Source organism: Lysinibacillus sp. FSL W7-1291, assembly GCF_038593415.1.
Classification (GTDB): Bacteria; Bacillota; Bacilli; order Bacillales_A; family Planococcaceae; genus Lysinibacillus; species Lysinibacillus fusiformis_D.
Genome location: NZ_CP151994.1, coordinates 4346041 through 4364994 on the forward strand (window position 1 = coordinate 4346041; position 18954 = coordinate 4364994).

An 18954-nucleotide genomic window follows, 5' to 3' on the forward strand; every position below is an offset into this window, starting at 1 on the left:
TGTTTCAAACGTTTTGGTTAAGTCCTCGATCGATTAGTATTCGTCAGCTCCATGTGTCACCACACTTCCACCTCGAACCTATCTACCTCATCGTCTTTGAGGGATCTTACTTACTTGCGTAATGGGAAATCTCATCTTGAGGGGGCTTCATGCTTAGATGCTTTCAGCACTTATCCCGTCCACACATAGCTACCCAGCGATGCCTTTGGCAAGACAACTGGTACACCAGCGGTGTGTCCATCCCAAGTCCTCTCGTACTAAGGACAGCTCCTCTCAAATTTCCTACGCCCACGACGGATAGGGACCGAACTGTCTCACGACGTTCTGAACCCAGCTCGCGTACCGCTTTAATGGGCGAACAGCCCAACCCTTGGGACCGACTACAGCCCCAGGATGCGATGAGCCGACATCGAGGTGCCAAACCTCCCCGTCGATGTGGACTCTTGGGGGAGATAAGCCTGTTATCCACAGGGTAGCTTTTATCCGTTGAGCGATGGCCCTTCCATGCGGAACCACCGGATCACTAAGCCCGTCTTTCGACCCTGCTCGACTTGTAGGTCTCGCAGTCAAGCTCCCTTGTGCCTTTACACTCTACGAATGATTTCCAACCATTCTGAGGGAACCTTTGGGCGCCTCCGTTACCTTTTAGGAGGCGACCGCCCCAGTCAAACTGTCCGCCTGACACTGTCTCCTGCCCCGCTAAGGGGCATGGGTTAGAATTTCAATACAACCAGGGTAGTATCCCACCGACGCCTCCTTCGAAGCTGGCGCTCCGAGATCTCTGGCTCCTACCTATCCTGTACAAGTTGTACCAAAATTCAATATCAGGCTACAGTAAAGCTCCACGGGGTCTTTCCGTCCTGTCGCGGGTAACCTGCATCTTCACAGGTACTATAATTTCACCGAGTCTCTCGTTGAGACAGTGCCCAGATCGTTACGCCTTTCGTGCGGGTCGGAACTTACCCGACAAGGAATTTCGCTACCTTAGGACCGTTATAGTTACGGCCGCCGTTTACTGGGGCTTCAATTCGCAGCTTCGCTTGCGCTAACCACTCCTCTTAACCTTCCAGCACCGGGCAGGCGTCAGCCCCTATACGTCACCTTACGGTTTTGCAGAGACCTGTGTTTTTGCTAAACAGTCGCCTGGGCCTATTCACTGCGGCTCTCATGCGCTTGCACGCTCAAGAGCACCCCTTCTCCCGAAGTTACGGGGTCATTTTGCCGAGTTCCTTAACGAGAGTTCTCTCGCACACCTTAGGATTCTCTCCTCGACTACCTGTGTCGGTTTGCGGTACGGGCACCTCTCACCTCGATAGAGGCTTTTCTTGGCAGTGTGAAATCAGGAACTTCGTCCATATGGACTCGCCATCACAGCTCAACGTTACAGTGTGCGGATTTGCCTACACACACGCCTTACTGCTTGGACGCGCATAACCAACAGCGCGCTTACCCTATCCTACTGCGTCCCCCCATTTCTCAAACGGTGAGGAGGTGGTACAGGAATATCAACCTGTTGTCCATCGCCTACGCCTATCGGCCTCGGCTTAGGTCCCGACTAACCCTGAGCGGACGAGCCTTCCTCAGGAAACCTTAGTCATACGGTGGACGGGATTCTCACCCGTCTTTCGCTACTCATACCGGCATTCTCACTTCTAAGCGCTCCACCAGTCCTTCGGTCTGACTTCAACGCACTTAGAACGCTCTCCTACCACTGACATCGTAGATGTCAATCCACAGCTTCGGTGAATCGTTTAGCCCCGATACATTTTCGGCGCAGCGTCACTCGACCAGTGAGCTATTACGCACTCTTTAAATGATGGCTGCTTCTAAGCCAACATCCTGGTTGTCTGTGCAACGCCACATCCTTTTCCACTTAACGATTACTTTGGGACCTTAGCTGGTGGTCTGGGCTGTTTCCCTTTTGACTACGGATCTTATCACTCGCAGTCTGACTCCCGTGTATAAATATCTGGCATTCGGAGTTTGTCTGAATTCGGTAAACCAGATGGCCCCCTAGTCCAAACAGTGCTCTACCTCCAGTATTCTCATCACGAGGCTAGCCCTAAAGCTATTTCGGAGAGAACCAGCTATCTCCAAGTTCGATTGGAATTTCTCCGCTACCCACACCTCATCCCCGCACTTTTCAACGTGCGTGGGTTCGGGCCTCCAGTAAGTGTTACCTTACCTTCACCCTGGACATGGGTAGATCACCTGGTTTCGGGTCTACGACCACGTACTATTTCGCCCTATTCAGACTCGCTTTCGCTGCGGCTCCGCCTTCTAAAGCTTAACCTCGCACGTAATCGTAACTCGCCTAGGTTCATTCTACAAAAGGCACGCTATCACCCATTAACGGGCTCTAACTACTTGTAGGCACACGGTTTCAGGATCTCTTTCACTCCCCTTCCAGGTGCTTTTCACCTTTCCCTCACGGTACTGGTTCACTATCGGTCACTAGGTAGTATTTAGCCTTGGGAGATGGTCCTCCCGATTCCGACGGAATTTCACGTGTTCCGCCGTACTCAGGATCCACTCAGGAGAGAACGAACTTTCGACTACAGGGCTTTTACCTGCTCTGGCGGACCTTTCCAAGTCGCTTCATCTAACTCGCTCTTTGTAACTCCGTATTGAGTGTCCTACAACCCCAAGAGGCAAGCCTCTTGGTTTGGGCTCTTCCCGTTTCGCTCGCCGCTACTCAGGGAATCGATTTTTCTTTCTCTTCCTCCAGGTACTTAGATGTTTCAGTTCCCTGGGTCTGCCTTCAAGACGCTATGTATTCACGTCAAGATACTACGCGATTAAACGTAGTGGGTTCCCCCATTCGGAAATCTCCGGATCAAAGCTCACTTACAGCTCCCCGAAGCATATCGGTGTTAGTGCCGTCCTTCTTCGGCTCCTAGTGCCAAGGCATTCGCCGTGCGCCCTTAATAACTTAACCAAGTTATTAAGCCTATAAAAAACTTAAAAATAAATGTGTTTGTTACAATTTCAATGTCGTTTTATCCAGTTTTCAAAGAACAAGTTTTGAAGCTTTTCATTCAAGAAAGAATGAACCTTCAAAACTGAACGCAAAACGTAATCTTACAAACCCTAGGTTTGTATTCCGAAATAATCCTTAGAAAGGAGGTGATCCAGCCGCACCTTCCGATACGGCTACCTTGTTACGACTTCACCCCAATCATCTATCCCACCTTCGGCGGCTGGCTCCAAAGGTTACCTCACCGACTTCGGGTGTTACAAACTCTCGTGGTGTGACGGGCGGTGTGTACAAGGCCCGTGAACGTATTCACCGCGGCATGCTGATCCGCGATTACTAGCGATTCTTACCATGTAGGCGAGTTGCAGCCTACAATCCGAACTGAGAACGACTTTATCGGATTAGCTCCCTCTCGCGAGTTGGCAACCGTTTGTATCGTCCATTGTAGCACGTGTGTAGCCCAGGTCATAAGGGGCATGATGATTTGACGTCATCCCCACCTTCCTCCGGTTTTGTCACTTACAGTCACCTTAGAGTGCCCAACTAAATGATGGCAACTAAGATCAAGGGTTGCGCTCGTTGCGGGACTTAACCCAACATCTCACGACACGAGCTGACGACAACCATGCACCACCTGTCACCGTTGCCCCCGAAGGGGAAACTATATCTCTACAGTGGTCAACGGGATGTCAAGACCTGGTAAGGTTCTTCGCGTTGCTTCGAATTAAACCACATGCTCCACCGCTTGTGCGGGCCCCGTCAATTCCTTTGAGTTTCAGTCTTGCGACCGTACTCCCCAGGCGGAGTGCTTAATGCGTTAGCTGCAGCACTAAGGGGCGGAAACCCCTAACACTTAGCACTCATCGTTTACGGCGTGGACTACCAGGGTATCTAATCCTGTTTGCTCCCCACGCTTTCGCGCCTCAGTGTCAGTTACAGACCAGATAGTCGCCTTCGCCACTGGTGTTCCTCCAAATCTCTACGCATTTCACCGCTACACTTGGAATTCCACTATCCTCTTCTGCACTCAAGTCTCCCAGTTTCCAATGACCCTCCACGGTTGAGCCGTGGGCTTTCACATCAGACTTAAGAAACCACCTGCGCGCGCTTTACGCCCAATAATTCGACAACGCTTGCCACCTACGTATTACCGCGGCTGCTGGCACGTAGTTAGCCGTGGCTTTCTAATAAGGTACCGTCAAGGTACAGCCAGTTACTACTGTACTTGTTCTTCCCTTACAACAGAGTTTTACGAACCGAAATCCTTCTTCACTCACGCGGCGTTGCTCCATCAGGCTTTCGCCCATTGTGGAAGATTCCCTACTGCTGCCTCCCGTAGGAGTCTGGGCCGTGTCTCAGTCCCAGTGTGGCCGATCACCCTCTCAGGTCGGCTACGCATCGTCGCCTTGGTGAGCCGTTACCTCACCAACTAGCTAATGCGCCGCGGGCCCATCCTATAGCGACAGCCGAAACCGTCTTTTAGTGTTTCACCATGAGGTGAAACAGATTATTCGGTATTAGCCCTAGGTTTCCGGAGTTATCCCAAACTATAAGGTAGGTTGCCCACGTGTTACTCACTCCGTCCGCCGCTAACGTCAAAGGAGCAAGCTCCTTCTCTGTTCGCTCGACTTGCATGTATTAGGCACGCCGCCAGCGTTCGTCCTGAGCCAGGATCAAACTCTCCATAAAAGAAATTTGAATAGCTCAATTTGTTTTGCTGGCATCATTTTGATGTCCAAAATTTTGTTTTGTTCACTAACCAAGGTTAGTTACTAAAAACTTTGTTGATTACGTTTTGCTTGTTCAGTTTTCAAGGTTCATGTTTTTTGTTTCACTGTCACCTCTTGGCGACTTATACATAATAACATCGATTATTCATGAAAGTCAACACTAAATCATAAGTTTTTTTAAAGAGATTCATTTTTTATTTAAAATCTTAGAAATGAGGTTATTATTATGGTCCGCAAAACGTTGATTTCACTGCTTTTAATCGTAATCCTTTTTGCTTTTCTAAAGCCTATAAACTCAACGATGATTTCTGTATTTAATATTGCGAATGCACCAGTAGTGGTCACGAAAGGACATTATGGCACATCTCTTATAGTAGAGATTTCTTTCTCTGATGACTCTCTATTAGAATGGCTTCAAACGGTGAAAGAGCCTTATCCTCTTCTACTTTTAGATACCGACTGGATTAAACGTTCACCCGAACATTTAAAAATTATACAACAACGAAAATTGCCTACAGGACTACTTGGTCCAGATGATTCAATAGAAGAACCCGTTGACATTGCGCTCATTCAAAAAGATATTGATATCTATGAAAAGTATTTAAAGGAAAAACCTTTATGGTTTGCTACCCGAAATCATCAATATTCGCAGGATCTACAGAAATCTTTATTCCAACAACAAATGAATTTACTGTCGCCTTCTCTTATTTGGCAGGGTGAGAAAACACCTAAATTACAAAAAGGTGATTTTGTATTTTTCCCACTCCATCAAAATAATCAAATATCCTTTAAAGAACTTAACGCTCTAATACAACAACATAAGTTTATGTCAATTGAAGAAAATATATTTGGTTATAAAGTTCAAACTAAAAAAGCCCCATAAAAAAATTGCCTTCACTAAAGTGAGGCAATTTTTTCTTATGCATTTTTAGCCTGTTCACGACGAGCTTTGCGGCGTTCTTCTAATTTTTGACGATCTTCATCGGATTTTGCATTATATTTAGGCAATACTAATAGTTGATACGCATTAACAGCCAATAATGGGAATAATAAAAGCGCAACATATTCATTAATATTTTCATCACGACCCATTAATGCAATTGTCCATTCCAGCGTTGTAATGACAATCATAAAGAATAGAGCCGAAATCATTACATGCTTTTTCCCCGTTAATTTTACTTTTTGAACAGCTGTTGCTATTGCACCAAATATTAGAACAATTAATAATCCAACGTAGAACAACCAGCTTTGTCCATCCTTCACACCAGGAATAAAGCGGAAGAATATAATATCGAAAATCGTTATGGCAATTAATAATAGCTGTACCCAATTCCATAATGTCAGTGTTCTAAAAATATTAACACCTACTTGATGAAGTGTTAAATAAGCAAAAAAACCAGCTTGTGCTATAACACTCATGGTAAACCCTAAGAAAACCATCCATAAAAGTCCAGCGAAAAATTCGCCCCATTGACCATTTGCTATGTATGGTTGGAAAAATTCCCAGCGAATAAATAAACTAAAAACTCCGTTGACTGCACCACCAACGAGCATTGCAAAGAAGAAAAACTTTGCCCAATTTCGTATCGTCACAACTAAAAGTCCCCCAATTTCTCAATATATCTGTCCTTATTTTATCAATGCCTTGTTAAAAAAGCTATTTCTCATCCTAACCAATACATAAAGTCCCGAGAAATGTGAACAATAATTGAAAGAGTCTATCTAGAGAAAGGACTGATTGTCGATGCGAAAATTCACCTTATTATTGATTCTAATGCTTTTTCTTTCTGCCTGTTCACAAGATAAAACCTCTACCATGTCCTATGATGAAATAAAAAAAATCATGATTGACTCTTTGCAAACAGAGGATGGTAAAAAGGCATTGCGACAGCTTTTGGAGGAGCCAAGTTTCCGTGAGCTTTTGATTTTAGAGCATGATGAAGTGAAAAAGGCTACTGAGGAAACATTACTTTCCAAGGAAGCAGAAGACTTTTGGAAGAAAACCTTTGAAGATCCAAAATTTAAAGAAACTGTTGCAAAAAGCATGCAAAAACAGCAACAGGATATTATGAAGGACTTAATAAAAGATCCGACTTTCCAAAAGGATATGGAGGCCTTTTTTGGGCAACCCGATATGCAAAAGCAACTAGAGACCATCCTAAAATCATCCAATATGCGCAAGCAAATGGAGCAAGTGGTAAAGGAAACGATCGAAAGCCCTTTAATGCAATCTAAATGGCAGGAACTTATTAAAAAGAGTGGCGAAACGGGTTCATCAGGAAGTGGCGATAAGAAAGAAGCTAGTGGTGAAAGTGATGGCGGATCGGATAAGGAGCAAAAAAGTACTGAGTAACCATAGCAATTTAAAAACGGATTTCCCCATAAAAGGTGGAAATCCGTTTTTTATTTATTTACTTAATTTATCAATGATTTTCGTCGCGATGTCTAAATAAATTTGTCCTGTCGTATGTTTCTCAGCATAAACAGACGGAGCAAAATCTTCTTCTGTCCAATCGGGTTGACCAAGCGGGATCTGCCCAAGCAGCTCTGTACGTAATTCATCAGCTAGCTTAGGTCCGCCTCCTTGTCCAAAGACAAATTCTCGATCACCTGATTTAGATTCAAACCAAGCCATATTTTCGATAACACCTAAAATTTCATGGTCTGTTTGAAGAGCCATTGCTCCTGCACGAGCTGCAACAAATGCTGCTGTCGGATGCGGTGTTGTGACAACAATTTCTTTTGATGATGGTAGCATTTGATGGATATCTAATGCTACGTCACCTGTGCCTGGAGGTAAATCTAATAGTAGATAGTCTAGCTCTCCCCATTCAACATCACGGAAAAACTGATCTAATACTTTACCTAGCATTGGACCACGCCATACAATCGGTGCGTTGTTTTCCACAAAGAAGCCCATTGAAATCATTTTTACACCCAAGCGATCTACGGGGAAAATACGATTGTCAACTACTTTAGGCATATCCGTCACACCCATCATATCGGGCACACTAAAGCCATAAATATCGGCGTCGATTAATCCGACCTTCTTTCCTAGACGAGCTAAAGCAACAGCTAAGTTAACTGATACTGTAGATTTACCTACTCCCCCTTTACCAGAAGCAATTGAAATCACTTGTACTGTGCTTAGTGGAGATAAAATATCTTGTGCTTCTGACTCTGTTGCAGTGCCACGGAAGCTTTGTAATTTTTCTGTTGATAGTTCTTCAAAACGAATGCCAACCGTATTTGCACCCGCTTCTTTCAACACCTCAACAACCTTCATTTGTAGCTGTAGCTGTTCAGGTGTATTTAATTTAGCGATCGCAATTTTTACACTAACATGATTTTTTTCTTCTTTTATTGCTACGTTTGTAATACCATCTGTTTCTGCAAGCGATTTATGTAAAAATGGATCTTGTAGTTGTCCTAGTATTTCTCGTACTTGTTGTTCAGTAATCACGACGAACACTCCCCTTATATTGTCTCAATGTTAGTATATCATACTGATATGGTTTACGTTGTAGATGTTGCTCTACTCAATCTTAGCTAATAAATACTCTTCTATACCTTCAACTATGGCATCTGCCATTTTTTCCTGGTAGTTCTTATCGATTAATAATGCTCGTTCTTCATCATTACTGATAAAACCAGTCTCTACTAATGCTGCAGGGACTTCTACTTTCTTCAGTAAATAAATTTGCTTAATAGACAAAGCTTCTCGGTCTGTATTTTTTAGATTAGTGCGAATGGATTGTTGAATACTCTTGGCAAGAATTTCGCTATCGGCATGTCCTTCCTTATGATAAAACACCTGTGCACCACGCCATTTTGTTTCGGGTATAGCATTTGCATGAATTGTAATAAATACATCAGGCTTTTCTTTTTCAACGATATCCTTTCTTAAGAAAATATCCTGCTTTTTCCGCTCTCTTAAAGTTCCATACTTTTCCGACGGCGCATGCTCATCAATCACATCCCCATTTTTTGTTCGCGTCATTACGACTGTTGCGCCTTTTTTCTTTAATTTCTTCTCCACATGCTGAGCAATTGCAAGTGTAATTTCCTTTTCAATTACTTCGCCCTTTGAAGCTCCTCCGTCCTCACCACCATGCCCTGCATCAATGACAATTTTGATGCCACCAAGTGGGTCTGGTAAGAAGAAGTTACGGTCCGAAGCATTTGTTTCATATGCCACGACCACTATACTCATAAGCATAATTACTCCTAGTGCAAGCCAGCGCTTCACCCATATCCACCACCCTTTTACATTTAGTGTACGAAATTAGTAGATGAACTATGCCAGAAAGTAAAAAAAACTCCTAAGTAATAAACTTAAGAGTTTTGATTTTCTTCTATAATAAAGGAGGAAGTATCATTTTATTGCATTGTAAATACAGGATTTAATTCACCTTCATAAGGTTCATGCTCAACAAATACAGTTATATCATTACCGTCTTTGTCTTTACCTGTACGTTTATACGTAAATTTCTTATCATTGATTTCAGTAATTTCAAGAGCAACGCCATACTTATTATCACCAATTGAAACATGAGCTCTTATTTTATTGCCATGAATGACATTAAAATAACCATAGTCGCCACGGCTCTCACCTGTTTCAGGGTTGAAGAACTCATATTTATTTGTATTTGCGTCATATTTTGCAATGCTGATAAAATTTGAATTAAACTCTGTTAAATCATTACCTGCTTCATCTAATACAACAGTTCCGTGCCATAATGTGTCAGCTAAAATCTTATCTCCGTCAACGTCTGTAACAATATTACCTGTTGAAGCATTCAGCGTTTTATTTGAATCGGTAAATGCCAGTTCATTTTCTTTATATGGAATATGCTCAACGAACACTTCTACCTCATTGCCAGCAGCATCTTTGCCCATTCTTTTATAAGTAAAGATACTATCGTTTAGCTCTGTAATTTTTACAATAGCTTGATAATTCTTGGATTCAGAAATTAAAATTCTTTGTGTTCCATCATTTGTGATAAAGAACGTCCCTTTATCATCACGGCTTTCACCAGTAGCAGCGTCAAAGAATTCATAATGACCTGCCTCAGCATCATATTTTGCTAAGCCAATAAAGTTAGAATTCTCCGCAGTTAAATCATTGTTGTCTTTATCATATACTTTTGTGCCTTGCCAATTCGTACTACTTAATATATTGGCCATTTCTTCACCCTTCGTTAATTGCTCCTTTGCTTGGTCCTTCGTTGTAGCAGCACTTTCTGTTTTTATTTCCTCACTATTCGCATTGTTGCCTTTCTCAGGCTCCTTATCTTGACATGCTGCAAGTAGTGCCATTGCCGCAACCGATACTATCAATAATTTTTTCATACCTACTTACCTCCATTGTTACATTCTATTTTTGAGTTACGCCAAACCCATAATGACAAATTTCAAGAAAATGCATGGTTTGTAGTACCTTCAAGAACTATATTAAAGTGGAATGTTAAACTCCCTCTAAATAATTTCTTAAAAAAACATAAACTTATGCGAAAATATTTTTAATATATCTTAAATCTGTGCGGAAATAGTAATGATTATGTAAAAAGGGACAGCTACATACTGGTTCACACTAGTCATTGGCAGTGTTACATCGCATCTAGAATTTGCAATCATCCGCTTTATAAGAAATAAGAGTAAGCAACCTTTAGTCTAATGACTAAATAACAAAAAAGACTCTTTCCACAAAAGTAGAAAGAGTCTTGATATAGAACGCTGATATTAACGTTTTGAGAACTGAGGTGCACGACGAGCGCCGCGTAGACCTGGTTTTTTACGTTCTTTCATGCGTGAATCACGAGTAAGTAATCCAGCTGATTTTAATGCAGCACGGAAATCTGGGTCTACTTGAAGTAGAGCACGAGCGATACCGTGACGAACAGCACCAGCTTGACCAGTGTATCCACCACCGTTAACGTTTACGTGGATATCATAGCTTCCTGTAGTTTCAGTAGCTACTAATGGTTGTTTAATTACTTCGCGTAATGCAGCGAATGGTACGTATTCTTCGATTTCACGTTTATTGATAACAATTTTACCTGTACCTGGTACTAAACGTACGCGAGCTACAGAGCTTTTACGGCGACCAGTGCCGATGTATTGAACTTGTGCCAAAGTAATATCCTCCTCTTAATTTATATTATCCGCGAAGCTCGTATGCTTCTGGTTTTTGTGCAGCATGTGGATGCTCTGTTCCAGTATAAACGTTAAGTTTAGTGAACATTTTGCGACCTAAAGAGTTTTTAGGAAGCATTCCTTTAACTGCTAATTCGATCATTCTTGTTGGGTACTTATCTAGCATTTCACCAGCAGTACGCGTTTTTAAACCACCTGCAAATTGAGTATGGTGACGGTAAAGTTTACCCTCTAATTTGTTACCAGTTAAATGGATTTTGTCAGCGTTGATGATGATTACGTGATCACCTGTGTCAACGTTTGGTGTGAATGTTGGTTTATGTTTACCACGTAAGATTGCAGCTACTTCAGAAGCTAAACGTCCAAGAGTTTGGCCTTCTGCATCAACTACTAACCATTTACGGTCTACTTCGTGACCTTTAGCCATGAATGTTGTACGCATGTATATATCCTCCTAATCGATTCGATTACCGTTATTTTTCATTAGACTACACTATAAGTTTCGGGGCTTATTTGTGGTGGTAATGAAAATACCATCTGTTATCATATAATGAATGACTTTTAAAGTCAAGCAATTTCATTAAACGCCTGGTAAAGTTGTTCAGAATTCTAAAACGTCACTAATAGAACACTTTTTCTAAGTATAACCCTTGTGGTGGCGCGGTTTTTCCTGCTTTATCGCGATCTTCAGAGGCGACTACAAGTGCCACATTATCAATCGTGCGGCGACCTAAGCCAACCTCCCAAAGTGTACCTGCAATAATACGCACCATATTATATAAGAAACCATTGCCTTCAATCACCATATGAAGTTCTTCTCCATGCCATTCAAATTGCAGTGTCGTGACAGTACGTACTTTATCCTTCACACTTGTATTCGCTGCACAAAAGCATGAAAAGTCATGTGTACCAACGATAGCCTTAGCTGCCTCTTGCATCGCCTCTACATTAGGTTTGACGCCACTTGTCTCGACTGTGTAATATCTGCGAAATGGGCTTTGGATAGGCTCACAAGACCAAATATAGCGATAGCGCTTCCCTGTCACACTATAGCGTGCATGAAAGTCATGTGCCACTTCCTCTACCGATTGTACGCGAATATCTCTTGGTAGTTGCACATTCAAAGCCTTGCTATACTTGTCAACTGGAATGGCAAGAGGTGTATCGAAATGCAATGTTTGTCCTGTAGCATGAACTCTTGCATCTGTACGTCCACTTGCAGTTACCTTAATCTTTTCTCCTTTATGCATAATGGACAGTACACGCTCAAGCTCAGCCTGTACTGTGCGCTCTCCAGGCTGTACTTGATAGCCAGAAAAAAGCGTTCCATCATAGCTTATAATTACTTTTAATCGTCGCATCAAGCCTACTCCTTTTAACTTCTATAAAAGAATAGCAATACGCCTATTGCTACTAGTAACACAAGTGCAAATGTGTCACCCATATCCCATTTTAGCCTACGGTACCTTGTACGACCTTCACCACCACGATAGCCTCTTACTTCCATCGCAGTTGCTAGATCCTCAGCTCTTTTAAATGCACTGACAAAAAGTGGTACTAACAATGGCACTACTGCCTTTATACGATCTTTTATTGGTCCAGAGGATAAATCTGAGCCTCGGGCCATTTGTGCCTTCATAATCTTATCTGTCTCATCCATTAAAGTTGGTATGAAACGTAAGGAAATGGACATCATCAAAGCCAATTCATGAACTGGTACTTTTATTGCTTTTAATGGATTTAAAAGAACCTCAATACCATCTGTAATGGAGATCGGTGATGTCGTTAACGTTAAGATAGATGTCATAAATACTAATACTAGAAAACGTACCGAAATAAATATTCCTCGCCTAATTCCTTCATCGTATATCGTGATAAACTTTGACTCGAAAACAGGGACGCCTTCCTTCGTCATAAATATATGAAGAAGAAATGTGAAAGCCATTAAAAAGAGAACCGGTTTGAGACCATTAATTAAAAAATACAGACGAATACGTGATACTAATACAATCAAGAGCGTAAATGCTAGCAGCATAGCATATGTCACTGTATTGTTGGCCAAAAACACAATAATAATAAAGGCAAAAACAAAGATTAGTTTTGATCGTGGATCTAGTTTATGCACAGGTGAGTCACCTGGTAGGAAGCGTCCAAAGATCATTTTTTCCATCATGGCTCTGCACGCTCCTCTCTAAGCGTTTGAGCAATTTCAGCAGCGAGTTCCTCTTCCGTCAAGCAAACCTTTGACAAGGACCGACCCATCATGTGCTCAATCTTCTGCTGAAAGCGGACAATACGTGGTGGCTCTAAGCGGAAACTCTTTAATGTTTCACCATCTTTAAAAATAGTTTGTGGTGGTCCACTTAAGACATTTTTTCCTTCATGCATGATTACAATATTATCTGCATATCGAGCCGCATCCTCCATACTATGTGTGACAAGAATCGTTGTAAGACGACGATCTTGATGGAGTTGATAAAACATATCCATGATCTCTTTTTGACCTCGTGGATCAAGTCCAGCTGTTGGTTCATCCAACACAATTACCTCTGGATCCATCGCCAAAACACCCGCAATTGCCACTCGGCGCATTTGACCACCTGATAAATCAAACGGAGACTTCTCAAGCACGTTGTTCGGTAACCCAACTAAGCTGACAAGTTCTCTTGCACGCGCTTCAGCCTCCTTCTCTGATACACCAAAGTTCATTGGCCCAAACATAATATCCTTTAACACTGTTTCTTCAAATAGTTGATGCTCAGGGAATTGAAAGACAATACCGACCTTTTGTCTTACAGCTTTTAAATCCTTTGCTTTTTTCCCAGCTACAATCAGGCGATCCCCTATATGTACTTCTCCTGAAGTAGGTCTTAGAAGTGCATTAAAATGCTGAAGTATGGTTGATTTCCCAGAACCCGTATGACCTATAATTGCCTGATAAGTATGGGATGGAATGTCAAAGTCTACATCGAATAATGCCCGTTTTTCAAAAGGTGTCCCCTGTGCATAGGCATAGCTTATTTGTTGAAGTTTGATGTCCATAAATCATTCACCAACTCTTCTTCTGTCATATGTTGTCCCATTAATGGAACACCTTCCTTTTGCAATAGCTTTGATAACTTCAAGGCAAATGGTAAATCTAGTCCAAACTCAACTAGCTTGTCCCCAAGTGCAAAGATTTCAGCAGGTGTACCTTCTGCAAACTTCTTGCCATCATTCATAAAAAGAACTCGATCTGCTAACATGGCTTCTTCTAAATCATGTGTTATGGATATTACTGTTAATCCCGTTTCTGCACGTAATGTTTGGACAGTTTGTAACACCTCTGCACGGCCCTGAGGATCCAACATCGATGTAGCCTCATCTAAAATGAGAAGCTTTGGCTTTAGTGCAAGTGCACCAGCAATGGCAACGCGTTGTTTCTGTCCTCCAGATAAGTGATGTGGCTCATGATCTAAAAACGTGTCCATTTTTACTTGCTCTAGTGCCGCGTGTACACGTTTCACCATTTCTTCAAAAGGCACACCATTGTTTTCTAAGGCAAATGCAACATCATCCTGTACAGTGGCACCTACAAACTGATTATCAGGGTTTTGAAAAACCATACCCATTAAGGAGCGAGATTCCCAAAGGTTTTCTTCACTTAAGGGTTCTCGTAAAATTCGCACATCCCCCTGCTGAGGGAATAACAAGCCGTTCATCAGCTTGGCAATAGTGGATTTACCTGAACCATTATGTCCAACTATGGCAATCCATTCGCCTTCTTCAACAGCGAAACTAACATTTTCTACAGCATTACGACTGTCTTGAATTTCTGGTGTATATGAAAAAGTCACATTATTTAAAGATAAAATTTCAGGCATTTCTAGAACTCCTCTCTACATGCTCAGCTCTACTAACTAACTTACACTTTTTTATGTATGAATTCTACTACAATCCGTATGTCGATAAAAGAAAAATACTACTATAACAACTCAATTTGATGGTGCACTTTTGAGCGTCTAAAGAAAACCCATATATTAAAAAAAGCACCACAAATTGGCGCTATCCCACATAATAAAAAAGCGCGCACCTCATTCGATAGAAATGCGCTTGTCGTTACATTTACAAGAAATACGGGTGCTCAAGCCCTTATTTCTCCTGAATGAGGTGCGGAGAGCTAAACGAGACGCCACACCCTAAAGTGCCCGCTCATCATAACGCTCAGCTTAATTATTTGTCGTATAAATCATTTATAAAGAAAGAGGGTGGTGATTCCCACCCTCTTCACCACAAGTCTTCTCTTATGATTAAACTAGTTCAATCACAACAACAGGTGCACCGTCACCACGACGAGGACCTACTTTAAGAATACGAGTGTAACCACCTTGACGCTCTGCATAACGTGGTGCAACATCATCAAATAACTTTTGAAGTGCAAATGATGTTGTTTCGTTACCTTCAGCATCAGTCGTTGTTACTAGTTCGCGACGGATGAATGCAGCAGCTTGACGGCGTGCGTGTAAATCTCCGCGTTTACCTAAAGTAATCATTTTTTCAACAGCTTTACGTACTTCTTTAGCGCGAGCCTCAGTAGTTTCGATACGCTCGTTGATGATTAAATCAGTAGCTAAGTCACGTAACATCGCTTTACGTTGAGAACTTGTACGACCAAGTTTTCTGTAACCCATGGATGTTTCCCTCCTTTATAGAAAAAATCTGATCTTATTAGTGTTGTTTAAATCGCTTAGTCTTCTTTGCGTAATCCTAAACCAAGCTCTTCTAACTTCGCTTTTACTTCTTCTAGTGACTTACGTCCAAGGTTACGAACTTTCATCATATCGTCTTCTGATTTATTCGCAAGTTCTAGTACTGTATTAATACCAGCGCGTTTTAAACAGTTATAAGAACGAACAGAAAGATCAAGTTCTTCGATAGTCATCTCTAAAACTTTTTCTTTTTGATCTTCTTCTTTTTCGACCATGATTTCAGCAGTCTGTGCCTCATCCGTCATGCCAACGAAGATGTTAAGATGCTCGGTTAAAATTTTTGCTCCGAGCGAAATCGCCTCTTTCGGACCGATGCTACCATCTGTCCACACATCAAGAGAAAGTTTGTCGTAGTCAGAAGACTGACCTACACGAGTATTTTCCACTTGGAAATTGACGCGTGATACTGGAGTGTAAATAGAGTCGATCGGGATCACGCCGATAGGAAGATCCTCACGTTTGTTTTGATCAGCAGGAGTGTAACCACGGCCGCGTTGTGCATACATACGCATACGTAAATGACCGTTTTTAGCGATTGTTGCAATATATAGATCTGGGTTTAAAATTTCTACGTCACTGTCATGTGTAATGTCAGCAGCCGTAACTGTACCATCGCCTTTTACATCAATCTCAATAACTTTTTCTTCGTCAGAGTAGATTTTAAGAGCTAGTTTTTTCACGTTCAAAATGATTGAAGCTACATCTTCTACTACGCCTTCTACAGTCGAGAATTCGTGAAGAACACCATCAATTTGAATTGAAGTGACAGCAGCTCCTGGTAATGAAGACAGAAGGATACGACGTAAAGAATTACCCAAAGTGTTTCCATATCCGCGTTCAAGCGGTTCTACAACAAACTTTCCATATTTGGAATCTTCGCTGATCTCCACCGTTTCAATCTTTGGTTTTTCAATTTCGATCATTTTATTTACCCTCCTTCAAAACATCGAATGTATAGGTTCTTTCCATCATAGATTCGATCGTCAATGACGTATCGTTTATTATCTGCACAAGACAGTCTGTACAAAAAATGATGTTCTCATACAATATGAGACGCACCCATTACACGCGACGACGTTTTGGCGGACGGCAACCATTATGAGGAACTGGAGTAACGTCTTTAATAGCAGTTACTTCTAAACCAGCAGCTTGAAGTGCACGAATAGCAGCTTCACGACCAGCACCAGGACCTTTAACAGTTACTTCCAACGTTTTCAGACCATGTTCAAGGGATGTTTTAGCAGCAGTTTCTGCAGCCATTTGAGCAGCGAATGGTGTAGATTTACGTGAACCACGGAAACCAAGAGCACCAGCACTTGACCAAGATACAGCGTTACCTTGCATATCTGTAATCGTTACAATTGTATTGTTAAATGTAGAACGAATGTGTGCAATACCAGATTCGATATTCTTTTTCACACGACGTTTACGAGTTTGTTGTTTACGAGCCATGTTAAGAAGGAACCTCCTTTACCAATTATTTTTTCTTGTTCGCAACAGTTTTACGAGGACCTTTACGCGTACGCGCATTGTTCTTCGTATTTTGACCACGAACAGGTAAGCCACGACGGTGACGGATACCACGGAATGAACCGATTTCCATCAGACGTTTAATATTTAATGAAGTTTCGCGACGTAAGTCACCTTCAAGTTTGTATGAATCTAATTGTTCACGGATTTTGTTTAACTCATCTTCAGTTAAGTCGCGTACGCGTGTATCTTCTGAAATACCTGCATCAGCTAGTACTTTCTGAGCTGTAGTTTTACCAATACCGAAAATGTACGTTAATGAAATTACCACGCGTTTGTCGCGAGGAATATCAACACCAGCAATACGTGCCATGTACGTTGTGCACCTCCTTTAGAATTAACCTTGTTTTTGTTTATGTTTAGGATTTTCACAGATTACCATTACTTTACCGCGTCGGCGAATTACTTTACATTTTTCGCAGATCGGTTTCACAGATGGTCTCACTTTCATCTAACCTAACCTCCTTAGTAGTCCGGAGCGCAAAAGATTATTTAAAACGGTATGTGATACGACCGCGAGTTAAATCATAAGGAGATAACTCGATAGTAACCTTATCTCCAGGTAGAATACGGATAAAGTGCATACGAATCTTACCAGATACGTGTGCTAGAATCACATGTCCATTTTCTAATTCTACCTTAAACATCGCGTTTGGCAAAGTCTCAACAACTGTCCCTTCGACTTCAATTACATCATCTTTCGCCATCTACTCTGTCTCCTCTCTATATGCAAATTAAAGTTCTCATCGTTACATCAAACGGATATCTGCTGCAACTTTAGAAGCAACCTCGTTTCAACATATGTTTGGATTGTATGAGAGATGTTTGAAAGACGCTCGTCTGGTTTCGCTTCACACAATCCACGGAATTTACAGAACCAATAAGGGCACTGAACCTCCCATGTTTACACGAATACCGGAATGTCTTTGATGAGATATTCATACCCGTTACACAGATGCTTCCACGAAACCCATTATACTCCTCCAAAAGGTATGTTGCACTCTTTAGAAGAAATATATACCGGGCACAATATGCTTTTGCAACTCTCAAAAAAATTATGTTTCGTTGTTGCTCCCGCATGCCTCCCGCGGAAGCAGTACTCTGCGCCCGGAGCCGGGTATCAGCTGCGGCTGCCCTGTAATAGAGCATCAAGATCAGCAAACACTTTGTTAATATCTTGCTGTCCATCAATGTTAGTTAACACACCTTTAGCTTGATAGAAATCAAGTAGAGGTTGTGCTTGATTCATATTTACTTCCAGACGGTTTGCAACCGTTTCAGGATTATCATCTGCACGTGTATAAAGCTCGCCACCATCTTTATCACATTTTCCTTCCACCTTAGGAGGATTGAAAATTAAATGATATGATGTACCACAAGTTTTACAAATACGTCGACCTGAAAGACGAGCAATTAACTCATCCTTTTCAACTTGAATGTTTAATGTATGCTCAATCGCTTTACCTAGATCAGCAAGAATGCTATCCAATGCTTCAGCTTGAGGAACAGTACGTGGGAATCCATCTAATAAGAAGCCCTTTTCACAATCAGGTTTAGCCAGTCGCTCACGAACAATACCAATCGTTACTTCATCAGGTACTAGTGCACCTTGATCCATAAACGATTTCGCTTGTAAGCCTAGTTCAGTACCTTCTTTAATTGCAGCACGGAACATATCGCCTGTAGAAATATGAGGAATCGCGTACTTCTCAACAATTTTATCTGCCTGAGTACCTTTACCAGCACCTGGCAGACCCATTAAAACGATATTCATTAGGAAATATTCCTCCCACAAAAGGTTTGCTGATTTAAG

18 protein-coding genes, 2 rRNA genes and 2 pseudogenes are annotated in these 18954 nt (G+C 41.9%); 2 read left to right on the plus strand and 20 right to left on the minus strand.

The features are described from left to right. Window positions 1–13: 13 nt before the first annotated feature. Window positions 14–2938, minus strand: a 23S ribosomal RNA gene (locus NST76_RS21200). 181 nt (window positions 2939–3119) lie between these two features. Next, window positions 3120–4666, minus strand: a 16S ribosomal RNA gene (locus NST76_RS21205). The 16S and 23S rRNA genes sit together here, the layout of an rRNA operon. A gap of 267 nt (window positions 4667–4933) precedes the next feature. Here NST76_RS21205 and NST76_RS21210 point away from each other — a divergent pair. Continuing rightward, window positions 4934–5590 (plus strand): hypothetical protein, encoded by a 657-nt coding sequence (locus NST76_RS21210; RefSeq protein ID WP_058845115.1) that lies wholly within the window; start codon window positions 4934–4936, stop codon window positions 5588–5590. Between the two features lie 35 nt (window positions 5591–5625). Here NST76_RS21210 and NST76_RS21215 read toward each other — a convergent pair whose 3' ends face one another. After that, window positions 5626–6300: a KinB-signaling pathway activation protein gene (locus tag NST76_RS21215; protein WP_330493759.1), complete on the minus strand. Its 675-nt coding sequence runs from the start codon at window positions 6298–6300 to the stop codon at window positions 5626–5628. Between the two features lie 151 nt (window positions 6301–6451). Here NST76_RS21215 and gerD point away from each other — a divergent pair, with 151 nt between their 5' ends. Continuing rightward, the gene (gene gerD / locus NST76_RS21220) at window positions 6452–7060 is read left to right on the plus strand and encodes a spore germination lipoprotein GerD (protein WP_036129059.1); all 609 of its coding nucleotides are present in this window, start codon (window positions 6452–6454) and stop codon (window positions 7058–7060) included. A gap of 54 nt (window positions 7061–7114) precedes the next feature. Here the strand turns inward: gerD and NST76_RS21225 are convergent, their stop codons facing one another. The 17 genes and pseudogenes from NST76_RS21225 to NST76_RS21305 all read right to left on the minus strand — a co-directional run bounded on the left by NST76_RS21225 (window position 7115) and on the right by NST76_RS21305 (window position 18915). After that, window positions 7115–8170, minus strand: a complete 1056-nt coding sequence (locus NST76_RS21225) for a P-loop NTPase (RefSeq protein ID WP_036129061.1) — start codon at window positions 8168–8170, stop codon at window positions 7115–7117. Window positions 8171–8242: 72 nt separating this feature from the next. After that, a complete protein-coding gene (locus tag NST76_RS21230; RefSeq protein WP_342544440.1) occupies window positions 8243–8956 on the minus strand; it encodes an N-acetylmuramoyl-L-alanine amidase in 714 nt (237 codons plus the stop codon). 131 nt (window positions 8957–9087) lie between these two features. Further along, window positions 9088–9972: pseudogene (locus tag NST76_RS21235) on the minus strand (DUF4822 domain-containing protein); the annotation flags it as partial. Window positions 9973–10449: 477 nt separating this feature from the next. Further along, complete coding sequence (gene rpsI, locus NST76_RS21240; protein WP_004233744.1) at window positions 10450–10842, minus strand: 30S ribosomal protein S9; 393 nt, start codon at window positions 10840–10842, stop codon at window positions 10450–10452. A gap of 25 nt (window positions 10843–10867) precedes the next feature. Continuing rightward, window positions 10868–11305, minus strand: a complete 438-nt coding sequence (rplM, locus tag NST76_RS21245) for a 50S ribosomal protein L13 (RefSeq protein ID WP_004233742.1) — start codon at window positions 11303–11305, stop codon at window positions 10868–10870. Between the two features lie 178 nt (window positions 11306–11483). Continuing rightward, the gene (gene truA, locus NST76_RS21250; protein WP_342544441.1) at window positions 11484–12224 is read right to left on the minus strand and encodes a tRNA pseudouridine(38-40) synthase TruA; all 741 of its coding nucleotides are present in this window, start codon (window positions 12222–12224) and stop codon (window positions 11484–11486) included. Between the two features lie 14 nt (window positions 12225–12238). Continuing rightward, window positions 12239–13036 (minus strand): energy-coupling factor transporter transmembrane protein EcfT, encoded by a 798-nt coding sequence (locus NST76_RS21255; protein ID WP_036129069.1) that lies wholly within the window; start codon window positions 13034–13036, stop codon window positions 12239–12241. Beyond that, the gene (locus NST76_RS21260) at window positions 13033–13905 is read right to left on the minus strand and encodes an energy-coupling factor ABC transporter ATP-binding protein (protein ID WP_058845117.1); all 873 of its coding nucleotides are present in this window, start codon (window positions 13903–13905) and stop codon (window positions 13033–13035) included. Before NST76_RS21260 ends, NST76_RS21255 begins: the two co-directional genes overlap by 4 nt. Next, window positions 13881–14726, minus strand: coding sequence for an energy-coupling factor ABC transporter ATP-binding protein (locus NST76_RS21265; RefSeq protein WP_058845118.1), 846 nt, complete (start codon window positions 14724–14726; stop codon window positions 13881–13883). The genes NST76_RS21260 and NST76_RS21265 overlap by 25 nt, the downstream gene beginning before the upstream one ends. A 426-nt stretch (window positions 14727–15152) precedes the next feature. Continuing rightward, on the minus strand, window positions 15153–15533 hold the full coding sequence (gene rplQ, locus NST76_RS21270) for a 50S ribosomal protein L17 (RefSeq protein WP_012296051.1): 381 nt from the start codon (window positions 15531–15533) through the stop codon (window positions 15153–15155). A 56-nt stretch (window positions 15534–15589) separates the two neighbouring features. Beyond that, window positions 15590–16534: a DNA-directed RNA polymerase subunit alpha gene (locus NST76_RS21275; protein WP_004233733.1), complete on the minus strand. Its 945-nt coding sequence runs from the start codon at window positions 16532–16534 to the stop codon at window positions 15590–15592. A gap of 139 nt (window positions 16535–16673) precedes the next feature. Then, the gene (gene rpsK / locus NST76_RS21280) at window positions 16674–17063 is read right to left on the minus strand and encodes a 30S ribosomal protein S11 (protein WP_004233731.1); all 390 of its coding nucleotides are present in this window, start codon (window positions 17061–17063) and stop codon (window positions 16674–16676) included. Window positions 17064–17088: 25 nt separating this feature from the next. Further along, a complete protein-coding gene (gene rpsM, locus NST76_RS21285) occupies window positions 17089–17454 on the minus strand; it encodes a 30S ribosomal protein S13 (RefSeq protein ID WP_004233729.1) in 366 nt (121 codons plus the stop codon). A 24-nt stretch (window positions 17455–17478) separates the two neighbouring features. After that, complete coding sequence (gene rpmJ, locus NST76_RS21290) at window positions 17479–17592, minus strand: 50S ribosomal protein L36 (RefSeq protein WP_000868344.1); 114 nt, start codon at window positions 17590–17592, stop codon at window positions 17479–17481. 37 nt (window positions 17593–17629) lie between these two features. After that, window positions 17630–17848, minus strand: coding sequence for a translation initiation factor IF-1 (infA, locus tag NST76_RS21295; RefSeq protein ID WP_004233690.1), 219 nt, complete (start codon window positions 17846–17848; stop codon window positions 17630–17632). An 86-nt stretch (window positions 17849–17934) separates the two neighbouring features. Continuing rightward, a pseudogene (locus NST76_RS21300) lies at window positions 17935–18009 on the minus strand (type I methionyl aminopeptidase); the annotation flags it as partial. 252 nt (window positions 18010–18261) lie between these two features. After that, window positions 18262–18915 carry an adenylate kinase gene (locus NST76_RS21305; protein ID WP_330493772.1) on the minus strand — a complete coding sequence of 218 codons (654 nt, stop codon included), beginning with the start codon at window positions 18913–18915 and terminating at the stop codon, window positions 18262–18264. Window positions 18916–18954: the final 39 nt, after the last annotated feature.